The sequence below is a fragment of the Rothia sp. 18CD1-1 genome (genome assembly GCF_055285355.1).
In genome coordinates this window covers 88,026-107,588 of the sequence record NZ_JBUZLI010000003.1, presented here as the reverse complement: position 1 = coordinate 107,588, position 19,563 = coordinate 88,026, and the positions used below count along the sequence as shown (strand labels likewise).

Genomic DNA, 19,563 nt, shown 5'->3' with positions numbered 1-19,563 from the left:
GTGGAGAGGATGAGTCGCCGTAGCCTTCTAGGGCTGGGGGTTTCAGCGGTGTCGTTGGGGTTATTATCCGCGTGTGCCTCTATTCCGATGCGGGGGTCGGTTAACCACTATGCCGACACGTCCGATGGTTCGGAGTCCTCGGGAAGCGGCGAATCCCCGCAGGGTCCGGCGGAGGGAGCTAGCCCCCGGGAGATCATTGAGGGTTTTTTTCGGGCGGGGGTTGGCTCAGATAACGATTACAGTATTGCCCGGCAGTTTCTGACACCGGATACCGCAGAGTCTTGGCGGGCCGATACCCAGACACTGGTGTACAGCGAGGACCTGCGTATTGAATCGGGCGAAACGGCCGGCGAGTACGGTGTAACGGTGCGCATGAAGACCCGGGTGAATGCTGCCGGCCTGGCAACCTCCTACGCTGAGGTGAACGAGCAGCAGCTCTCGCTTGTTCTGGAGCAGGTGGAGGGGCAGTGGCGGATTGCGCAGCTTCCCGATGGTTTGGTTTTGGACCAGCAGGAGTTCGATCAGAGTTTTGCGCCGTTCACCCTCTATTTTTATGACACCACCTTCACCTATGCTGTGCCCGATATCCGCTGGTTTGCTGACCGTGCTTCGGTGTCCACCTCTGTGGTGCGGATGCTTATCGAGGGGCCCGCACCCTATCTGCAGGATGCTGTGCGTAGCGCGATTCCCGGTGGCAGCGGACTCACCAGAAACTCTGTTCCCGTCGATGGTACGGTGGCCCAGGTGAGCCTTGCCGGTGATGGTTTGAGCTCGGATATGACCCAGCTAGATATTGAGCGCATCCATACGCAGCTGACCCAGACTCTCACGCTGATCAGCGGTATCGATTCTGTGAGCCTCAGTTTTAATGATGAGTCAGTTTCTACCGGCCAGCTTGCTAACTATATTGTCCCCCAGGTGAATCCCGCCGTATCTGAACACGTGGTGGCGGTGGACGGCGCTGACCTTACCCTGCGGAATGAGATTCTGGGGTCCGAGTCCGCCACCACGGTCTATAGTTCAGACGGTGACTCTATGATTGCAACCGCCATGGACTATAGCCGGCAAACTTTTGCCTATCTCAATGTTGCGCGCTCCGGCCTGTTTCTGGTGCGTAGCGGTAACAGCAGTCCTGTATTTTCCGGTGTGGGGCTCACCGTGCCCAGCTTCGATCAGTTCCAGTGGCTGTGGTCGGGAGATAGCACTGGAAGTGTGCGCGCGGTCCCGTTTTCGTCGGAGGCCGAGGTCGAACCCGTGGAGATCACCGCCTCCTGGCTGCTGGGTGCTCATATCCGGTCGGTGCGTATCTCCAGGGACGGTTCCCGGGCCGCTATCGTTGCTGTCTCCGGTGATACCTCCTACCTGTGGGTAAGCGGTATTCAGAGGGATTCAGACAATAGACCTACCGCCCTCAACGAACCGGTGCGGGTGGCCACCTCCATCGGTATCGAGTATGCCCTGTGGGTATCCGACCAGTCTTTGATCGCCGCTAATTTTGAGACCGGGGAGGTTGAACAGGTGCATCTGACCGGTGAGCTGGTTGCCCTTGACCGTCTTGATCCGCTCTCCGGGCTCAGCGCATGTATTGGTGGCGACCGGGTCATAGCTCAGGGTAGTAACCAGAATATTTATCTGCTGGTTGACCGTGGCTGGTCGCGGATTGAAACCAGTATCCACGAGATCAGTTTCTCCTGCTAGGCTCCTATCCACAGCCTCCACGATCTTTTTCTGTGATTAACCGGCCCGGGCCGGCATGATAGGGAATATGAATACGAGGGGGAGTAATCGTCGCTGGTTTCAGCGGGTGCAGGAAGAGTGTCGGGTGGGCTGGTATCAGATCTACGATGTGTTTGTACCCAAGGAGTGTGCCTGCTGCCTGGCCTATGGCGATTCTCTAGGGGCACGGAGCGACCTCTGTGCGCGCTGCTCTTTTTTACTGCGCCAGTCCCTTCTCAACGTTCATCGACCCGCCCTCACCTATCCCGGGCCGCCGGTGGTTTCTGCCGGACTCTACGAATACGAGCTAGCCGGCGCCATCCTGGCCTATAAAAATGGGGGTAGGGTAGATTTGCTTCCCTATTTTGCGACGGCTCTCAACAGGGCACTCAATACCCTGCTGGGGGAGGGGGAAGACAGGGACGGCGGGTCAGACTCCCGCCTCTTCCTGGTTCCTATCCCTTCCGAACGGTCAAGCACTTGGCGGCGTGGCTTTGAGCCGGCTGAGCTGCTGGCACGGCGGGCACTCAGAGAATTCTCCCGCAATCTTCTAACGGATAGTGCGTATGGGCGGAGTGGATCCAGACCCGCCGTGCTCCCCGCTGTGGCCAAAAAATCAGCGGGGCTGCTGCCCACCGGATCGGGTAGCGGGCAAAAAACGCTGGGCCAAGAAGCTCGGCTGAGACGGGCACACCGTTCGATGATTCTTGCCAAACCACCCCTCAGCCTGCTGGGCTTTGAATATGATGTGAGGGGGAAAACCTGCGTGCTCATTGACGATGTGGTGACCACCGGGGCAAGCCTGCTTGCCGCCGCACAAACCTTGGAAAAGGCCGGTGCAAAGGTGCTGGGAGCCTGCACCGTAGCATCGGTTTCCGCGCGGTCAACAATCCGCGGTATTTCATAGAATTCTGCCCCTCCCCGGCCGCTATCTACGTGACTTGCAACATGAAATCAACTAATCTAAAAGCAAGGGATCAGCAAAAGATTCCCCTTGGGCAACAGCTCAATTCAATCACCCCCAAACACTGGAGGGCACTGTGGAAATCAACGTCATCGGACGCAACGTTAAGGTCACCGACCGTCTTCGTGAATATGTTGAAGACAAAGTCACCAAGTTCGAGCAACTTGAGCGGGTTGACGATATCGAGGTGAAATTCTCCAAAGATGGGCATACCGGGCCCAACACTATTCGAGTTGAAATCACCGTGATTGGCCGAGGCCCCGTGCTGCGCGCTGAAGCGTCCGGACAAGATAAGTTTGCTGTCTTTGACGACACCTACGGTAAACTGCTTGAGCGTCTACGCCGCGCTCGCGACCGCCGTAAGACCCCCAAGGCCGGGGGCAAGCGTCCGCAGTCGGTGTCGGAGGCAACGGGCTCACTGCCGGTGATTGACGACCGGGTGGCAGTTGCCGAGATTCTGCTCGACGATGTTCCGGTTGAGGAAGCGGCATTCTCCACCGAATACTCGCTTGACGATGAGCTGACTTCTCCGCTGGAAATCCGCCGCAAGAGTTTCCCGGCAGCCAAGCTCACCGCCGAGGAAGCGATCGACCATATGGAGCTGGTGGGCCACGATTTCTTTATCTACGTTGATAAAGACTCGGGAGATCCAGCCGCGGTCTACCGCCGGAAGGGCTGGTCATACGGTGTGATTACGCTTGAGGGCTAAGTTTTGAGATTGGACCTGCCGGTTCTGGTGCCGGGGACAGGTTCGAGCTGATGGGGGTACCCGGAGATGATCTACCGGGTACCCCCTTTGTCTCGTGTGGTAGCGGTGGGAATGATGTGCCCAGAGAGGAACGGGGGCCTAAAATACGTGTGACTGTCGTGATTACCCTAGAATGGGTAGGGCGTGTATCGTGAACCTGTAAGTCGATACCAACAGTTTGCAGTCATATCAAGGAGTCAGTTTCCGTGGCATCTTTCTTGGAAAAGATTCTTCGAGTCGGGGATAAAAGAGTTCTAAGGCAGCTTCGTGCGTACACTGACGCGGTGAACTCGCTCGAAGAAACTTTTGAAGGAATGTCAGACGAGGAGCTGAGGGCGGAGACCGATGCCTTCCGGCAGCGTGTGGATAAGGGCGAATCACTGGACTCGTTGCTTCCCGAAACTTTTGCGGTGGTGCGCGAGGCATCAAAACGTACCCTGGGTAAGCGCCACTACGATGTGCAGCTGATGGGCGGTGCCGCCCTACATCTGGGGAATATTGCCGAGATGAAAACCGGTGAGGGCAAAACACTGGTGGCCACCGCACCGTCCTACCTGAATGCGCTTTCGGGGCAGGGCGTACATGTGGTGACAGTCAATGACTACCTAGCCGAGTACCAGGCCAATCTAATGGGGCGTGTCTTTCGTTTCCTCGGTATGGAGACCGGGGTGATTCTCTCTAGCCAGACCCCCGAGTATCGCCGCAAACAGTATGAGGCAGATATTACCTATGGGACCAACAACGAGTTCGGTTTTGACTATCTCCGCGATAACATGGCGTGGACTGTCGACGAGCAAGTGCAGCGCGGCCATAATTTTGCCATTGTCGATGAGGTTGATTCGATTCTGATCGATGAAGCCCGCACCCCCCTCATTATCTCCGGTGCCGCAGCGGGAGAGGCGAACCGCTGGTACTCTGAGTTCGCCAGGTTTTCTCGCAGCCTTGACCGAGAGACTGACTACGAGGTCGATGAGAAGAAACGTACCGTGGGTATTTTGGAGCCGGGTATAGATAAAGTGGAGGATCACCTGGGTATCCGTAATCTCTACGAACCGTCAAACACCCCCCTGATCGGCTTTATCAATAATGCGATCAAAGCTAAAGAGCTTTTCAAAAATAATAAAGACTACGTGGTGATTGACGGTGAGGTGATGATCGTCGATGAGCATACCGGCCGTATTTTGCCCGGTCGCCGCTATAACGAGGGCATCCACCAGGCAATTGAGGCCAAGGAGGGGGTGGAGATTAAGCCCGAGAATCAGACGATGGCGACGGTCACCCTGCAAAACTATTTCCGTATGTATAACAAGCTTTCGGGGATGACCGGTACCGCTGAAACCGAGGCGGCAGAGTTCATGAACACCTACGAACTCGGTGTTGTTCCCATCCCCACTAACAGAGAAGTGGCGAGGATTGACAGGGCAGATAAGGTTTATAAAAACGAGATCGCCAAGTTCAACGCTGTGGTTGAAGACATCAAAGAACGCAATATCAAGGGTCAGCCGGTGCTGGTGGGAACAACCAGCGTGGAGAAGAGCGAGTACCTGTCGAAACTCCTCAAGCGTGAGGGGGTGCGCCACGAGGTTCTCAACGCTAAAAACAATGCCCGGGAGGCTGCAATCGTGGCCCAGGCGGGTCGCCGCGGTGCGGTAACGGTGGCCACCAATATGGCAGGCCGCGGTACCGATATTATGCTCGGCGGAAACCCGGAGTTTGAGGCCGTTGAGAAAATGTCTCAGCTGGGCCTTGACCCTGAGAAGAACTCTGCCGAGTACGAGAAGCGGTGGCCCGCTGTTTTGCGCGAGTGTGAAGAGGCAGCTGAGGCGGAGCACGAAGAGGTTATCGAGCTGGGTGGCCTGTATGTTCTGGGCACGGAGCGGCATGAGTCTCGTCGTATTGACAACCAGCTGCGCGGGCGTTCCGGGCGGCAGGGGGACCCGGGTGAGTCACGTTTTTATCTTTCGCTTGCCGACGATCTCATGAGGCTTTTTAACGGGCAGGCTGCGGCTCGCCTCATGGCCGGCGCCCCCGATGATACGGCCCTTGATTCTAAGCTGGTGTCCCGCGTGATTGCTTCTGCCCAGGGACAGGTGGAGTCGCGTAATGCTGAACAGCGCAAGAATATTCTGAAATACGATGATGTGCTGAACCGGCAGCGTGAGGCCATGTACCGGGACCGTAACCTTATTTTGCAGGGTGATGATCTTGAAGAGTATGTGAAGAAGTTTACCGATGAGGTTCTGACTTCTATCATCGATGAGCAGGCGGGGCAGGGCCATGCTGAGGATTGGGACTTTGAGAAGCTCTGGGAGTCTTTGACCACCATTGTTCCGCTGACTATTACGGTCGAAGACCTTGAGGAGGCCGCCGGTGACCGTTCAAAGATTACCCGTGACCTTCTGGTGACCGAGGTGCTTGCCGATGCTCGCGTGATCTATGAAGACCGTGAGGCTGAAATCGGGCCCGAGGCCATGCGTGAGATTGAGCGCCGAGTTGTGCTTTCCGTGATTGGTAAGCGCTGGCCCGAGCACCTGTACGAGATGGACTATCTCAAAGAGGGGATTGGTTTGCGGGCGATGGCTCAGAGGGACCCGCTGGTGGAGTACCAGCGTGAAGGGTACACCATGTACCAGTCCATGATGGATGCGGTGCGGGAGGAAACGGTGACCTACCTTTATAATCTTGATCTTTCGAAGCAGCGCACCCGGGCATCAAAGATTCAGCTGGATATTCCGGCCCAGCCCAAGTTCCTGCGGTATTCCGCTCCTTCCGAGGCCGGTGGTACCGAGACCAAGGTGCGTGAAGCCGAGGTGAGCGATGAAACCGGTGTGATCAGCATTGGTGATGGGAAGGAAAAGAGGAACGGGAAGAGCAAGAAAAAGAAGTAGTAGCCGGTCTGTACGGGTGCGAGGTGCCTTGGGGGAAATCGGGTGAGAGTGGCATCTCGCACCGCTGCTGAGCGTTGCGCGGTTTAGGCAATTTCGATAGCTGAAATTTTCCAGGCGGTCAGGATTTTTTCTACCCTGATAGCTATGGCGCGAACCCGCGAAAAATCTTCCATGATGAGGCATACCTCAAAGGCGTTTTCGCTGACCCGCTGTGCTCTGGCCCGCCGGGTTGTGGGCAGGCCCAGACTATTTTTGAAGGGTGAACTGCTCAGGGGAAGCGAGGCGTAGCGCTTGCGCAGGGTCATTTTGGTGATCTGTGCTCGCCGCACAATTTTTTCGTAGCAGTCCCTGGTGAGCCATTTGGCGATATGGTTGGCGGGTCGTTTTCCCGCAAAAATTTCGAGTATGGCCACGCTGAGGCCCGAGCACATTACCTCAATGGACCGTGATTCGGGATCGCTGGGGGCGAGAGCTATACCTGTTCTGTTGGCTGTGGTTTCGCGTTCGATGATTTTCTTTTTAAAGCTTTCGTACTCCCTGGCTGATGCGTCGATATATCGGTCAAATTCTCGTGAGGGAAAATTCTCTTGCACTGTTTGACTCCTTTGTCTTCCGGGCTGGGCCCGTACGGACTCGGCTGTGTGTTTGGAACGAAAGGGAAGCGGCATACACTGTGCTCCGCTTTATCCCTTTTGATGTAGTTTGATGCTATTTGGTGATGTTATTAGTATTACTCTTCATTTGCTCTCTGTAAAGCGTGGTGGCAGAAATTTTTTATCGGTCTTTGTACCTGCGGGGGAAGGGTTCTGTTGTGAGCTAGCCTATGAAGTATGGACAGAGTGCTGCGAGACTACGAGATACAGTTGGCTGCCATGCGGCAGCAGGACAGGCAAGCCGATGCGCGGGAGGTATATAGGGCGGAATACGCCAGGGTGCGGCAGATAGATCGCCTAGCCGCTCAAGAAGGGGAGGATCTCACCGTTGGGACGGCGGGAGAACGGGTATGGCGGGGGCGTTTGATCTCGCTTGGGCTCGGCTGGATTCAGCTGAAAACGGAGGAAGAAAATGTGGTTATCCCCCAGCAGGCTATTGTGTGGTGGGAGGGCGGGAACAGGTTCTCGTGTGCGGATCCGGGGCCTGTAACCCACCAACTGAGCCTGGGCTACACCTTGCGGGCACTGAGTCTAGCCCGCATACCCGTGCGAATTTTCTATACCTGCGGTGGTGGCGGCATCGAGGGCAGCGTCGAAAATGTGGGAATGGACTTTGTTGAGGTAGCCCTTCACCGTATTGAAGGGGCCTACCGCTCGAAGAAGATTCTAGGTTTAAGGGTCATTCCCTTTGATGGCGTGTCGGCGGTATGTTCGGCACTCTAGCCTAGACGACAGTCCTGTCGCTGGCCGCCGGTCGAATGCTGTGAGCGGTTTTTTCGTAGGCGGCGGCAATATACTCCTCAAGCTTTGTGATTTCCACCCGCCATTGGCCGCGTCCACCAATCTGTATGGCGGCCAGCTCGCCGGATTTCACCAGCGCGCGCGCCTGGCTCAGGGTGATATGGAGTATTTCACTCACCTCGGACAGGGTGAGGAAGCGCTGCTCAACCATTTGCTCTATCTCCTTGTAAATGTCACGTATAGAGGCCTATGAACACTATAGCTACCGGTAGACACCAACTGATACCCGATCGTGAGAAAAACTACCTGTTTGCAGGGCAAAGATCGGGACCGAGGTAACGGTGCGGTGTAAAGATACTGTCCGCAGTGCACGAACCCCCGTCATTTAGTATCCTGTATCACATATAATATTGTGTGTGAGAAAACGGGGGTGAGCCGTGATCCTGCCCATCATTGTTTTTGGAGATTCAGCCGGCCGGTATATTTCGACTATTGAAAGCCAGCGGGGGCGCATGAGCGTGGTACGACAGACCGGAGATATCTCCGAACTGCTGGGGTTTGCCCAGGCTGGAATCGCCAGGGTCGTTCTCCTGGTGGGAAACAGAGAGGACGTGACCCGTTCGGTGATCGCTCAGCTGCAAGCTCAGGGGCTTGCGGTGGTCATGGTGACCGACCCCCACGAGCGCCCCGATATCAACCAGCTACACTGGGTCAGTACCCTGGCCAGCGGCAGTGAAGTGCTGCAGATGCTGAATACCGCCACCGCAGGAGAAGACCCTACCGGTTGTGAACGGCAGAACCGTCACCCCCAAAATTCCCCGACCGTGAAAGACGGTGAACCCTCGCCGGCAGCTAACGAAACGGGTCGGGGGCGTCTCATCTCGCTGTGGAGCGGACACGGCTCACCGGGCAGAACAACACTGGCCATCAACCTTGCCGCCTACGCCGCCCGACGGGGCTACCGGGTATGTCTCATCGACGCCGATACGTACGCCCCCTCGGTGGGCTCTCTGGTTGGCATAGTAGAAAACTACTCGGGTCTGGCGCAGCTCTGCTACTGTGCTGACCGCGGCAGACTGCACCGAGGCAGCCTCAAGTCGGCCATGAGCACCGTCTCGGTAGGATCCGCCCAGCTCGATGTTCTCACCGGTATCACCCGGCCAGAACGCTGGCCAGAAATACAAACACAAACATATACTCCGGTCATAGAGTATCTGCGGCACAGCTACGACTTGGTTATTGCCGATACCGCGCCGGTGCTGGAAGAAGACGAGGAACTCAGTTTTGACGGGCTCGCCCCCTGCCGCAACGCGGCTACCCGTATTACCCTGGAGGCAGCCGATCTTGTGCTCCTGCTCGGTAGCGCCGATGTTCTGGGTATTCCGAGGCTTTTTCAAGCCTATGAGGCTCTCGATACGTTCTACGGTGAGAAAAATATTGCTCCTCCCAGGTCGGTGTGGGTCAATAAAGTACGGCAATATGCGGCCGGGGCTAATCCGCGTGAAAATATTACCCAGGCATGGCACCGGTTCGGCCCCGACCGGAACCTGGCAGGTTTCTTACCCTACGACCGGGTAACCCTCGATAGGTCCTGGCTTGGCGGGCAGACACTCGCCGAATATGCACCGGCAACGGAGCTTGCGCTTGCTGTCAACGGTATGCTCACCTCCAGCCTTTCTCTACTTGAGGCGCCGATGACGGCTAGAGCGGTGGGTGGTCGGACAGCGTGGCAGACCTTTGCCGGGAGGCTCTCCCCAGCAGCTAGCCATCCGCGGATCCGCCGGCTGGGCAGCCTGAGGCAGAAAAATAGGCGGCGGTAAATTACAGTTGAGGGGAACCCGATGTCGGAGGAAGAATGCTTGCTGATCCCATGCTCAATACTCATCTCGGCCCCGGTGATACCGAGTGGCTGCACCTTCTGCTGGGGGACTGGCAGATTATCGCTGACACCGCCCACGGCGATATTATGCTCTGGTTGCCCGTGCCCGAGCCGGAGAGCGGTGACAGCCTTCACCAGTTGGGTGTGACCGAAAAGAGCCGTTACCGCAGCGTAAGTCAGGTGAGGCCCTCAACAGTTCATACTATTTTTCACCGGGATATGGTTGACCGCGAGATGGGTAGCAAGCTACGCACCCGGGCCTGGATCGCCTGGACGACCCATGAAATAGTGCGTTTCAGAGACGATGAGACCGCGGCCGACCTCACGGTTAATACCGCGGTTATCCCGCTGGTCCGTAACGATCGAACCATCGGTCTGCTCACCCTTCATACTGAGCCTTTCGGTAACCGTACTCCGCCGCGGATTGAGCTTGTTTACCGAAAGATAGCCGATGACCTGCTCCAGATGGTTACGCGGGGAAGCTGGCCGGAGTTCAACGCGCCGGTGGGAACCTCCCGGGGTAACCCGCGTGTGAGCGACGGTATACTCACTCTCGACGCCGAGGGAAAGGTGCTGTTTGCCTCCCCCAATGCCTCGTCCATTTACAAGCGTCTGGGCTTTGAGGGGGAACTGGAGGATAGCAGGCTCTACGAGCTGACACGCCAGCTTTTACCCGGTGACGATAAGGCCGATGAAACCCTACCGCTGGTGCTCACCGGAAGGATGCCCTGGCGTGCAGAGATCAAGGCTCAAAACACCAGTGTCACGTACAGAGCCATTCCTCTACGTCGTATGACAACCCTGGGGGAACAGCGCTACGGTGCCATTATCCTGTGTCGCGATGTCACCGAGTTGCGGCGGCGTGAGCTGGAATTAATGACCAAGGATGCCACGATTCGAGAGATCCACCACCGTGTTAAAAATAATCTGCAAACGGTCTCTGCCCTTTTGCGGTTGCAGTCGCGCCGGATGGAAAGCGAGGAAGCCAGGCAGGGGCTTTCGCAGGCAATGCGGCGGGTGTCAACTATCGCTATGGTGCACGAGTCTCTATCGCAGGGGCTGTCGCAGCAGGTTGATTTTGATGAGCTTATTCGCCGACAGTTTCACCTGGCGGCTGAGCTGGCTTCGCCGGGACAAAAGATTCGGACCGTACTCACCGGCTCTTTCGGTGAGATGCCCAGCCAGTTTGCGACCCCTCTGGCTTTGGTGATTAACGAAATTGTGGCAAACGCGGTGGAACACGGGCTTGCCGAGGGGACCGGGACGGTGACTTTGGATGGGTTGAGGGCGGTCAATGAGGCGGGGGAGCCTGTGCTGACCGTGACGGTTACCGACGACGGCGGCGGTATGGGCGGGCAGAGTTTCGAGGAGTCGGGTACGGCCGCCCTGCGGCAACCGGAGTCGAGGGAGGGGTTGGGCATACAGATTGTTCGAACCCTGGTTGCCAGCGAACTCAACGGTAAAATTCGCTGGGAGCCGGCCCGGCCATCGGGTACCAGGGTGACCATTACCGCGGTCCTGTCTCCGGTGTCTCGCTAGCGTTTTCAGCGATTGTCTTCGGTGCGGTGGTGATAGAAACGGTGGGGGTTTCAAGCCGTTTAGATAGCTTGAAACCCCCACCGTGTGAATAAAAATTCCCAGGTTAGGAGGCGCGGCGAGCGCGTGCTGCCCGACGCTTCATTGCGCGTCTTTCGTCTTCGCTGGTGCCGCCCCATACGCCTGAGTCTTGACCGGTCTCAATTGCCCATTGCAGGCAGGTGTCCATCACCGTGCAGCTTCGGCACACCGTTTTTGCTTCTTCTATCTGGAGTAGAGCGGGGCCCGTGTTTCCCACCGGGAAAAACAGTTCGGGATCTTTCTCCAGGCAAGCGGCTCGGCTACGCCAGTCCATGAGCAGGTTCTCCTCTGTGAGGGTAAATAACCGATAGCACAATCAGGCTTGATGTGCTCTGACAACAAATTCAGGCCCCGTGAAGGAGCCTGAAACAACCTCAATAACTTTCCCACGTAACGAATAAGTAAACAAGAGGGTTGAGACAAAAATTTTCTTCCGAAAGGGTGAGTTATATATCACAGCCCGATTGGTGTATGGGTTGAATCATATTATTGGTGTAAAAAAGAGAGACTGTGGTAATGATAGTGCCAGTTGTTCAACCGTTCATTGTGAAGGATGCATGTCAAAGCTGCCGGTTTCCCGCTCTGTGAAAATTACCTTTATCCTCGCTGCCGCTGAGGCTGCGGTCGTGTGCCTGTACGGGGTGCTGCTGATAGGTTTTGGACTGCGGCAGGGTTTTTCGATGAGCGCGCTCATGCTGGGTGGGTTTTTCCTGGTGCTGGGCGGGGGAATCTTTTTTTCGGGCAGACTGGTGCTTAGGGCTAGGCCATCGGGCAGGTCGCTGCTGTTAGTGTGGCAGCTGTTTATCTTTGTCCTCGGTGTTCAGGCCGCATTCGCCGGGCAACCTGTGCCGGGGCTTATCGGTGCCGCTGTGGCTGGAGCAACTATTCTGCTTCTTTTTTCTACTCCGCTCAACGACCACCTGACCCCCAGTGCCTAGCTCGTCCGGGGAGGCACGATGCGCGGGGAACTCGTGGGTAAAATATTGCCGAAGAATACAAAGAATATGTCCTGTGGTCGGGTAGGTTTATTGGTGATAATATCTTAGTTTCTTCGCGGACTTTCACCCCTGCACAGGGTGGGGGACAGGTGTAGAGTGGCAACTCGGGTGCCCGTGCAGATGCCGGAGTTAGAAAATACAGGAGTTTTTGTGAACGCTGATCTCGTTGTTGTAGGGTCGGGCCTTTTTGGTCTCACCATCGCTGAGCAGGCCGCTACCGAGCTGGGTCTGAAGGTTGCTCTTCTTGACCGTAGATCCCATATCGGTGGGAACGCCTACAGTGAGAAGGAGTCCCAGACAGGAATCGAGGTTCACCGCTACGGCGCCCATCTCTTTCACACCTCAAACGAGCGCGTCTGGGAGTATGTCAACAGGTTTACCGGGTTTACCAACTACGTTCACAAGGTTTACACTCGCCACAAGGATGTGGTGTATCCGATGCCCATTAACCTGGGCACTATTAACCAGTTTTTCGGTGCGGCCTACTCGCCGGCGGAAGCTAAAGCCCTGATCAAAGAGCAGGCGGGAGAGCTGGCGGGGACCGACCCCCAAAACCTCAACGACAAGGGCATATCGCTCATTGGTCGTCCACTGTACGAGGCTTTTATCAAGCACTACACCGCTAAACAGTGGCAAACGGATCCCGCCCAGCTGCCGGCTTCTATTATTTCCCGTCTCCCCGTGCGCTACACCTACGATAACCGCTATTTCAACGACAAGTATGAGGGACTGCCCGTTGACGGCTATACCGCTTGGTTGGAGCGTATGGCGGCCCACCCCAATATCGAGGTGCGGCTTAACACCGACTTTTTTGCGGATGATCACGAGTATTCTCGTTCGAGGGTTCTGGGGCAGGTTCCGGTGGTGTACACGGGCCCTGTCGACCGCTATTTTGACTATACCGAGGGCGATCTTTCCTGGCGCACTATTGACCTTGAGGAAGAAGTGCTAGCGGTTGAAGATTTTCAGGGATGCGCGGTGATGAACTACCCGGATGCCGACTATCCCTACACCCGTATCCATGAGTTCCGCCACTTCCACCCCGAGCGTGACTACACCAGGGAAGCCACCGTGATCATGCGCGAATTCTCCCGTTTTGCCGAGAAGGGCGATGAGCCCTACTACCCGGTGAACACCTCGGAAGACCGCCAGAAACTGCTGGCCTACCGCGACCTCGCCGCCGGTGAGAACAGCGTACTCTTTGGCGGACGGCTGGGTACCTATAAGTATCTTGATATGCACATGGCAATAGGTGCGGCACTTTCCATGTTTGACAATAAAATCCGCCCCCACTACGAGCAGGGCAAAAAACTTATGTCCGGTGGAATTGAGGCCTAAGGTAAGAGGATATGACCACTACTGAAACCGATACAACTGCGCTGCGCACTCTCCAGCGAGTTATCTTTCCCCAAGCTGTGCAAACAGACGTTATTCCGCTCTATATAGACAGCGGTAGCGCAACCGGGGTGCAGCTTCCCACCCGGCTGGACGGGGACGCCGCGAAAACCATTGCCAAAGCAACTGCCCAGCAAGAGGCTAAAAGTGCGGTGCTCTCCAATGTTTCTGCGGGGGCTGGAACCGATTTTCTGGGACGGCACTCTACCCGGCTGAAAGAGGGGACCACCGTTTCTTTTGGAACCTACTTCAACGCTTTTCCCGCCTCCTACTGGCGCCGGTGGACGGATCTCAAGACCGTTAATCTCACCATAACCACCCGCGGTGAGGGCATGGTGGTTGTTTACAAATCTAATGCTCGCGGTGTTATTCAGCGTGTTGATGCCCGGGAAGTCTCTGGTGAAGAAACCTGCGACTTTGCCCTGACCCTGGCTCCCTTTGGTGACGGTGGCTGGTACTGGTTTGATCTGACCGCCACTAAAGAAGACCTGACCCTGGTGGAGGCACAGTGGCGGGGTTCTCTCAGCCCCCGACTCGGTGAAAACGGTGGTAGGGCGACGGTTCAGATCACCACGATGAACAAGGTTCAATACTGTATTGATAACATCAGGTCGCTGGGGGAAAACCTTGACGCGCTTGAGGCGGTACAGGAGGTCTTGATTGTTGACCAGGGCACAGATAAGGTGCAGGATCACCCCGAGTTCGAAGAGGTCGTGGCCCCTCTGGCCGGAAAATTCCGTATTATTAACCAGGCCAATATGGGTGGTTCCGGTGGTTTTGCCCGGGGCATGTTTGAGTCGGTCAACAACGGCAGTGACTATGTCATACTTTTGGATGACGATGTGGTGGTTGAGTCCGAGTCTATTCTTAGGCTGATTACTTTTGCCGACCACTGCAAGAAACCAACAATTGTTGGTGGCCATATGTTTGACATGTATGACCGCTCTGTGCTGCACGCTTTTGGTGAGGTCGTTAACCCCTGGCGGACGTTCTACGATAAACCCTACGATGAGATGTCCCTGGGCCACGACCTGGCACAGTCTAATCTGCGCAGCACACACTGGATGCACAGCCGGATCGATGTTGACTACAACGGCTGGTGGATGTGCCTCATCCCCACCGAGGTTATTAGATCAATAGGTCTTTCTTTGCCCCTGTTCCTCAAGTGGGATGACGCGGAGTACGGTCTGCGGGCTAAGGCGGCAGGAATCGCAACGGTGTCCTTCCCCGGGGCCGGCCTCTGGCATGTTTCGTGGCAGGACAAGGACGACTCTGTGGGCTGGCAGGCCTATTTTCACGAACGCAACCGTCTGATCACTGCCCTGATCCATTCTCCGTTTGAGAAGGGTGGTTCCGTTTTGCGCGAGTCTCTTTTTCTGGATATTAAACACGCTCTTTCTATGCAGTATTACACTGAGGCGGGCCGTCTGATGGCGATTGAGGATCTCCTGTCAGGCCCGGAGCATCTGCACCCGTCGCTGGTGGACCGACTGCCGGTTATTCGTGGAAAGGTTGCCGAGTTTCGGGATGCCCAGCTGGAGACCGATATTGACGCTTACCCCCAGCCCAGGACGGTTAAGCCTCCTTTTAGGGGGCGCAGGAATTTCAAGTCACCCGGCTATCAGAGGTTGATTCCGTGGACCGTTTCGACGGTGGGAAGGCAGCTCTTTAAGCCGGTTGATGAGATGGCTCAGTCCTATCCGCAGATTCAGTTGAGCTATGCGGAGAACCGCTGGTGGACTGTTTCAAAGTTTGATTCGCTTCTGGTGACCAATGCTGAGGGCACCGGTGTTTTCTGGTACCAGCGTGACCCCCGGAAGTTGCGCGACAATCTGGTGAGCGCGTCGAAACTGCACGCAAAACTTTTTAAGGACTGGTCTCGCCTGCGAGAGCGGTACCGTTCCGCCGCCGCTGAGGTGGCCTCCTATGAGGCCTGGGCGAAGACGTTTGAAAAACACACCGAGTCTGAACTGGTGCGATGAGTGGCATGAGTGATCAGCTTTTATCACCCCCCGGCCACGGGCGGGGTCTGCGCGACGTTTTCAAAAACCGCTACCTGCTGAGGCTCCTGGTTGATAAAGAGATTCAGGTGCGCTACCGCGGCTCTGTGCTGGGTATCCTCTGGTCCTATATTAAACCGGGTGTTCAGTTTGCTGTTTTCTATGTTGCCATGGGTCTTTTCCTGGGTCTGGAACGCGGTATGCAGAACTACGCGATCTATCTCTTCTCGGGTATGATTGTGATCAATTTTTTCTCTGAGGGGTTCAGCAACGGGGCTAAGGCCATGGTGGTGAACGGGCCTCTGATTAAGAAGATCTACCTGCCCAGGGAGCTTTTCTCGGTCTCCACTATTTGGGTTGCCCTGATTCATTTTCTGCCGCAGATTCTGGTGTTGCTGGCGGCCTGCCTGGTTTCGGGCTGGCACCCTAGTCTGCGCCAGATCGGGGCGGCTGCGGTGGCCATGGTTATCATTATGTTGTTTTCGGCGGGTCTGGGCCTGATCTTTGGTGTGGCCAATGTTTTCTTCCGGGATTCGGAGAACATTGTGGATATGCTCTTGATGGTGGCCACCTGGTTCTCCCCGGTACTCTACTCCTGGACCATGGTGAGAGATAATCTCCCGGACTGGGTGCTTCCGGTTTATTTGGTTAATCCTCTAACGGTGGCGGTAGAGCTTTTTCACTATGCCTTTTGGATACCAACCCTCTCGGCGGATGCGGCTGCTTTACCAACATCACATATTCCTCCGCACCTGCTGAGCTTCTGGGTTCCGGTAGCGCTGCTGATCTCCCTGTTTACGCTGTGGATTGGCGATAGGCTTTTCCGCAAACTTGAGGGCAACTTTGCCCAGGAGCTCTGATCTGTCATGGACATTGAAAAACTTGACCTGGCACCGATTTCCCCGGATGCCCGGGTGGTGGTCTCGATTGATTCGCTGGTCAAGCGCTTTGTTCTGCGCCATACCCGTTCGATGAAGGAGGCTTTTGTCTGGCTGCTCAAAGGCAGAAAGGGTGACCTCAATGAGAGGTTTAATGCTCTTGACGGGGTGCAGCTGGATATTCGTGAGGGGGAGAGGGTCGCCCTGTTGGGCTTTAACGGTTCGGGCAAGTCCACCCTGCTTAAGATGATTTCGGGGGTTATGCACCCGGATGAGGGCCGGGTGCTCACCCGCGGCCGTATCGCCGGCCTTATTGAGGTGGGTGCGGGGTTCCACCCCGATCTGACCGGCCGCGATAACGTTTACCTTAACGGCGCTATCCTGGGTATGACCGAGGAGGAGATCAAGGCTCACTTCGACTCGATTGTGGAGTTCTCCGAGATTGGCGATTTTATCGACACCGAGGTGAAATTCTACTCATCGGGTATGTATTTGAGGCTTGCTTTTGCCGTGGCTGTGCATACCTCTCCCGAGATTTTTCTGGTGGATGAGATTCTGGCTGTCGGCGATGAGCCTTTTCAGCGCAAGTGTATTGCCAAAATTGAGGAACTTGCCCGCGAGGGGAAGACCCTTGTGGTGGTGAGCCACGACCTCGACCTGGTATCGAAGATCTGTGATCGGGGAGTTGTCCTGGATCACGGGAAGATGGTCTATGACGGTCCAACGGAGCAGGCCGTGAAGATCATGCGCGGGGAGGACACAGATTCGGACGAGTAGTACCGCATTGCGATAGGCTTATGACCTATGGTGTCCACTGATTTTTCTGCAGCAATCAAAGAACTGCGCTCCACTTTCGCATCTATTGAAGAGGTGAGCGACCGTGAAGGCCTCAGCTCTGCTATCGCGCAGCTGTCTGAGGCCGCTGGGGCGCCCAGTCTCTGGGATAACCCCGAGGAGGCTCAAAAGATCACCTCCGCGCTATCTCATAAGCAGGCAGAATTACAGCGTCTGAGCCGGCTTGAGCAGAGAATAGATGACCTTGAGGCCCTGGTTGAGTTAGCTCGCGAAGAAGACGAAGATGAGCTGCTTGCCGAAGCGCAGAAAGAGATGGAGGACATTCACGATAAACTGCGAGACCTTGAGGTAGTTACCCTGCTCTCCGGCGACTACGACGAACGTGATGCGGTGGTCACCATCCGGGCGGGGGCAGGCGGTGTAGATGCCTCCGACTTTGCCGAGAAACTCCAGCGCATGTATCTGCGCTGGGCCGAGCGCAGCGGGCTGAGCACGAATATCATGGACACCTCCTACGCCGAGGAGGCGGGTATTAAATCCACCACTTTTGAGGTGAAGGCGCCCTATGCCTACGGTAAGCTATCGGTTGAAGCGGGAACCCACCGGCTGGTCCGTATTTCTCCCTTCAACAGCCAGGGGAAGCGAATGACCTCCTTTGCCGCTGTCGAGGTGATCCCGCTCATTGAGGGGACCGACGCCATAGAGATTCCGGAGTCAGAACTAAAAGTTGATGTGTTTCGGAGTTCGGGGCCGGGTGGGCAGTCCGTCAACACCACCGATTCGGCGGTTCGGATGACGCATATCCCCACCGGAATCGTGGTGTCCATGCAAAACGAAAAATCACAGATACAAAACCGTGCGGCAGCGTTGCGGGTGCTCCAGTCCCGGCTTCTTCTGCTCAAAAAGGAGCAGGAGGACGCCAAGAAAAAGGAGCTGGCCGGCGATGTCAAGGCCAGCTGGGGGGACCAGATGCGTTCCTATGTGCTCAACCCCTACCAGATGGTCAAAGATCTCCGCACCAATCACGAAGAGGGCAACCCCGCCGCGGTGTTTGACGGGCAGCTCGATCATTTTATCGACGCCGGTATCAGGTGGCGCGCCTCAACACGAAGCTCAGAAGACAGGGACTAATGGCACAGAAGAAGAAAAAAACAGTAGCGGACCCCAACAACCAGGTGATCGCGTCCAACCGCAGGGCCCGCCATAACTATAATATTGTTGAAACATTTGAGGCCGGGCTGGTGCTGATGGGTACCGAGGTAAAATCTTTGCGCGACGGCGGCGCGTCCATCGCCGACGGTTTCTGCCAGGTCTACAACGGTGAAATGTGGCTGGAAGGAATACACATTGCCGAGTACGGGCGCGGCTCATGGACAAACCATGCAGCGCGTCGCAGGCGTAAATTACTGCTGCACCGCTCAGAGATCAATAAACTTAACCAGAAGCTCAAAGAGAGCGGCTATACCGTTATCCCCCTGCGACTGTACTTTAGCAATGGGAAAGCGAAGGTTGAGATTGCCCTGGCCACGGGTAAGCGCGACTACGACAAGAGGCAGGCGCTGCGCGAACGGCAGGATAATCTTGAGGCCGCCAGGGCGATGCGCTATAAGAATCTGGGATAACTCAATACATATTATGTGTTTACCAAAGATAAGGAGACCCTACTGTGTCTGACAACAATGTACCGAACGCCCCCCAGAACGGGGATAACCGTTACGAGCCGGGCAACTATTCCTCAGGCCCCGTGAATCCAGCTGGGCAGCCAGCGACCTACCCGCCCGGTACGGACAACAGCAGCTACTCCTACCCTCAGCAGCCCGCCTATTCTTCTTTCGGCTACGATAACCAGCCGGTGGGCAAGCCGGCCGGTACCGGCCTCGGTATTGCGTCCCTGGTGCTGGGTATCCTGGCGCTGCTGACTTCCTGGGTGGGGCTGGGTATTGTTCTCGCGCTGGTGGGTCTGATACTGGGTATCATCGCCCTGGTTAACCTGAAAAAGACCCCCGGTGCAAGAAAAGGTGTTGCGATCAGCGGTACCGTGGTCAGCGGTATAAGCCTGATCTTTAGCGTGATCATCACTATCGTCTGGGCAATCCTCTTTGCAAGTATTAACGATCAGTGCGGCGGCCTCAACGGCCCCGCCCTCGACAGCTGTATAACCCAGTGGACGGAAAACTATAGCAGCTAGGCTGCGGTGTTCTCCGATACACCCCTTGGCAGGTTGAGCCCCGGGGTGTATATTTAAATACCCGACCCGCAGAAGAACCTGGGCCGGGGCGTTCTTTGATAAA

General features: G+C 56.1%; 18 protein-coding genes. 15 read left to right on the top strand and 3 right to left on the bottom strand.

Going from position 1 to position 19,563, the window contains the following annotated elements:
* Positions 1-9 precede the first annotated feature (9 nt).
* From ACS1BR_RS02625 to secA, 4 genes are all read left to right on the top strand, one after another.
* Positions 10-1,698 carry an LpqB family beta-propeller domain-containing protein gene (locus ACS1BR_RS02625; RefSeq protein ID WP_463559926.1) on the top strand — a complete coding sequence of 563 codons (1,689 nt, stop codon included), beginning with the start codon at positions 10-12 and terminating at the stop codon, positions 1,696-1,698.
* A gap of 67 nt (positions 1,699-1,765) precedes the next feature.
* On the top strand, positions 1,766-2,623 hold the full coding sequence (locus tag ACS1BR_RS02620; protein WP_463559925.1) for a ComF family protein: 858 nt from the start codon (positions 1,766-1,768) through the stop codon (positions 2,621-2,623).
* Positions 2,624-2,756: 133 nt separating this feature from the next.
* Positions 2,757-3,389, top strand: coding sequence for a ribosome hibernation-promoting factor, HPF/YfiA family (gene hpf / locus ACS1BR_RS02615; RefSeq protein ID WP_463559924.1), 633 nt, complete (start codon positions 2,757-2,759; stop codon positions 3,387-3,389).
* A 245-nt stretch (positions 3,390-3,634) separates the two neighbouring features.
* On the top strand, positions 3,635-6,316 hold the full coding sequence (gene secA / locus ACS1BR_RS02610; RefSeq protein WP_463559923.1) for a preprotein translocase subunit SecA: 2,682 nt from the start codon (positions 3,635-3,637) through the stop codon (positions 6,314-6,316).
* Between the two features lie 83 nt (positions 6,317-6,399).
* Here the strand turns inward: secA and ACS1BR_RS02605 are convergent, their stop codons facing one another.
* The gene (locus ACS1BR_RS02605) at positions 6,400-6,909 is read right to left on the bottom strand and encodes an Rv3235 family protein (RefSeq protein ID WP_463559922.1); all 510 of its coding nucleotides are present in this window, start codon (positions 6,907-6,909) and stop codon (positions 6,400-6,402) included.
* 237 nt (positions 6,910-7,146) lie between these two features.
* Between ACS1BR_RS02605 and ACS1BR_RS02600 the strand changes: the two genes are divergently transcribed.
* A complete protein-coding gene (locus tag ACS1BR_RS02600; protein WP_463559921.1) occupies positions 7,147-7,692 on the top strand; it encodes a hypothetical protein in 546 nt (181 codons plus the stop codon).
* Between the two features lies 1 nt (position 7,693).
* Here the strand turns inward: ACS1BR_RS02600 and ACS1BR_RS02595 are convergent, their stop codons facing one another.
* Positions 7,694-7,921, bottom strand: coding sequence for a helix-turn-helix domain-containing protein (locus tag ACS1BR_RS02595; RefSeq protein WP_463559920.1), 228 nt, complete (start codon positions 7,919-7,921; stop codon positions 7,694-7,696).
* 301 nt (positions 7,922-8,222) lie between these two features.
* Between ACS1BR_RS02595 and ACS1BR_RS02590 the strand changes: the two genes are divergently transcribed.
* Together ACS1BR_RS02590 and ACS1BR_RS02585 are read left to right on the top strand one after the other, a co-directional pair.
* Positions 8,223-9,530, top strand: coding sequence for an AAA family ATPase (locus ACS1BR_RS02590; RefSeq protein WP_463559919.1), 1,308 nt, complete (start codon positions 8,223-8,225; stop codon positions 9,528-9,530).
* A 35-nt stretch (positions 9,531-9,565) separates the two neighbouring features.
* Complete coding sequence (locus tag ACS1BR_RS02585) at positions 9,566-11,128, top strand: sensor histidine kinase (protein WP_463559918.1); 1,563 nt, start codon at positions 9,566-9,568, stop codon at positions 11,126-11,128.
* A gap of 103 nt (positions 11,129-11,231) precedes the next feature.
* Here ACS1BR_RS02585 and ACS1BR_RS02580 read toward each other — a convergent pair whose 3' ends face one another.
* Positions 11,232-11,480 (bottom strand): WhiB family transcriptional regulator, encoded by a 249-nt coding sequence (locus tag ACS1BR_RS02580; RefSeq protein ID WP_463559917.1) that lies wholly within the window; start codon positions 11,478-11,480, stop codon positions 11,232-11,234.
* Positions 11,481-11,763: 283 nt separating this feature from the next.
* Between ACS1BR_RS02580 and ACS1BR_RS02575 the strand changes: the two genes are divergently transcribed.
* From ACS1BR_RS02575 to ACS1BR_RS02540, 8 genes are all read left to right on the top strand, one after another.
* On the top strand, positions 11,764-12,144 hold the full coding sequence (locus tag ACS1BR_RS02575) for a hypothetical protein (RefSeq protein ID WP_463559916.1): 381 nt from the start codon (positions 11,764-11,766) through the stop codon (positions 12,142-12,144).
* A gap of 210 nt (positions 12,145-12,354) precedes the next feature.
* Complete coding sequence (gene glf, locus ACS1BR_RS02570; protein WP_463559915.1) at positions 12,355-13,542, top strand: UDP-galactopyranose mutase; 1,188 nt, start codon at positions 12,355-12,357, stop codon at positions 13,540-13,542.
* Between the two features lie 11 nt (positions 13,543-13,553).
* On the top strand, positions 13,554-15,581 hold the full coding sequence (locus tag ACS1BR_RS02565) for a glycosyltransferase (protein WP_463559914.1): 2,028 nt from the start codon (positions 13,554-13,556) through the stop codon (positions 15,579-15,581).
* Positions 15,578-16,459 (top strand): ABC transporter permease, encoded by an 882-nt coding sequence (locus ACS1BR_RS02560; RefSeq protein WP_463559913.1) that lies wholly within the window; start codon positions 15,578-15,580, stop codon positions 16,457-16,459. Before ACS1BR_RS02565 ends, ACS1BR_RS02560 begins: the two co-directional genes overlap by 4 nt.
* A 6-nt stretch (positions 16,460-16,465) precedes the next feature.
* Positions 16,466-17,254 (top strand): ABC transporter ATP-binding protein, encoded by a 789-nt coding sequence (locus ACS1BR_RS02555; RefSeq protein ID WP_463559912.1) that lies wholly within the window; start codon positions 16,466-16,468, stop codon positions 17,252-17,254.
* Positions 17,255-17,281: 27 nt separating this feature from the next.
* A complete protein-coding gene (gene prfB / locus ACS1BR_RS02550) occupies positions 17,282-18,403 on the top strand; it encodes a peptide chain release factor 2 (RefSeq protein ID WP_463559911.1) in 1,122 nt (373 codons plus the stop codon).
* Positions 18,403-18,894, top strand: coding sequence for an SsrA-binding protein SmpB (gene smpB / locus ACS1BR_RS02545; RefSeq protein ID WP_463559910.1), 492 nt, complete (start codon positions 18,403-18,405; stop codon positions 18,892-18,894). The genes prfB and smpB overlap by 1 nt, the downstream gene beginning before the upstream one ends.
* Before the next feature lie 44 nt (positions 18,895-18,938).
* The gene (locus tag ACS1BR_RS02540; protein WP_463559909.1) at positions 18,939-19,460 is read left to right on the top strand and encodes a DUF4190 domain-containing protein; all 522 of its coding nucleotides are present in this window, start codon (positions 18,939-18,941) and stop codon (positions 19,458-19,460) included.
* The last annotated feature ends 103 nt before the right edge of the window (positions 19,461-19,563 follow it).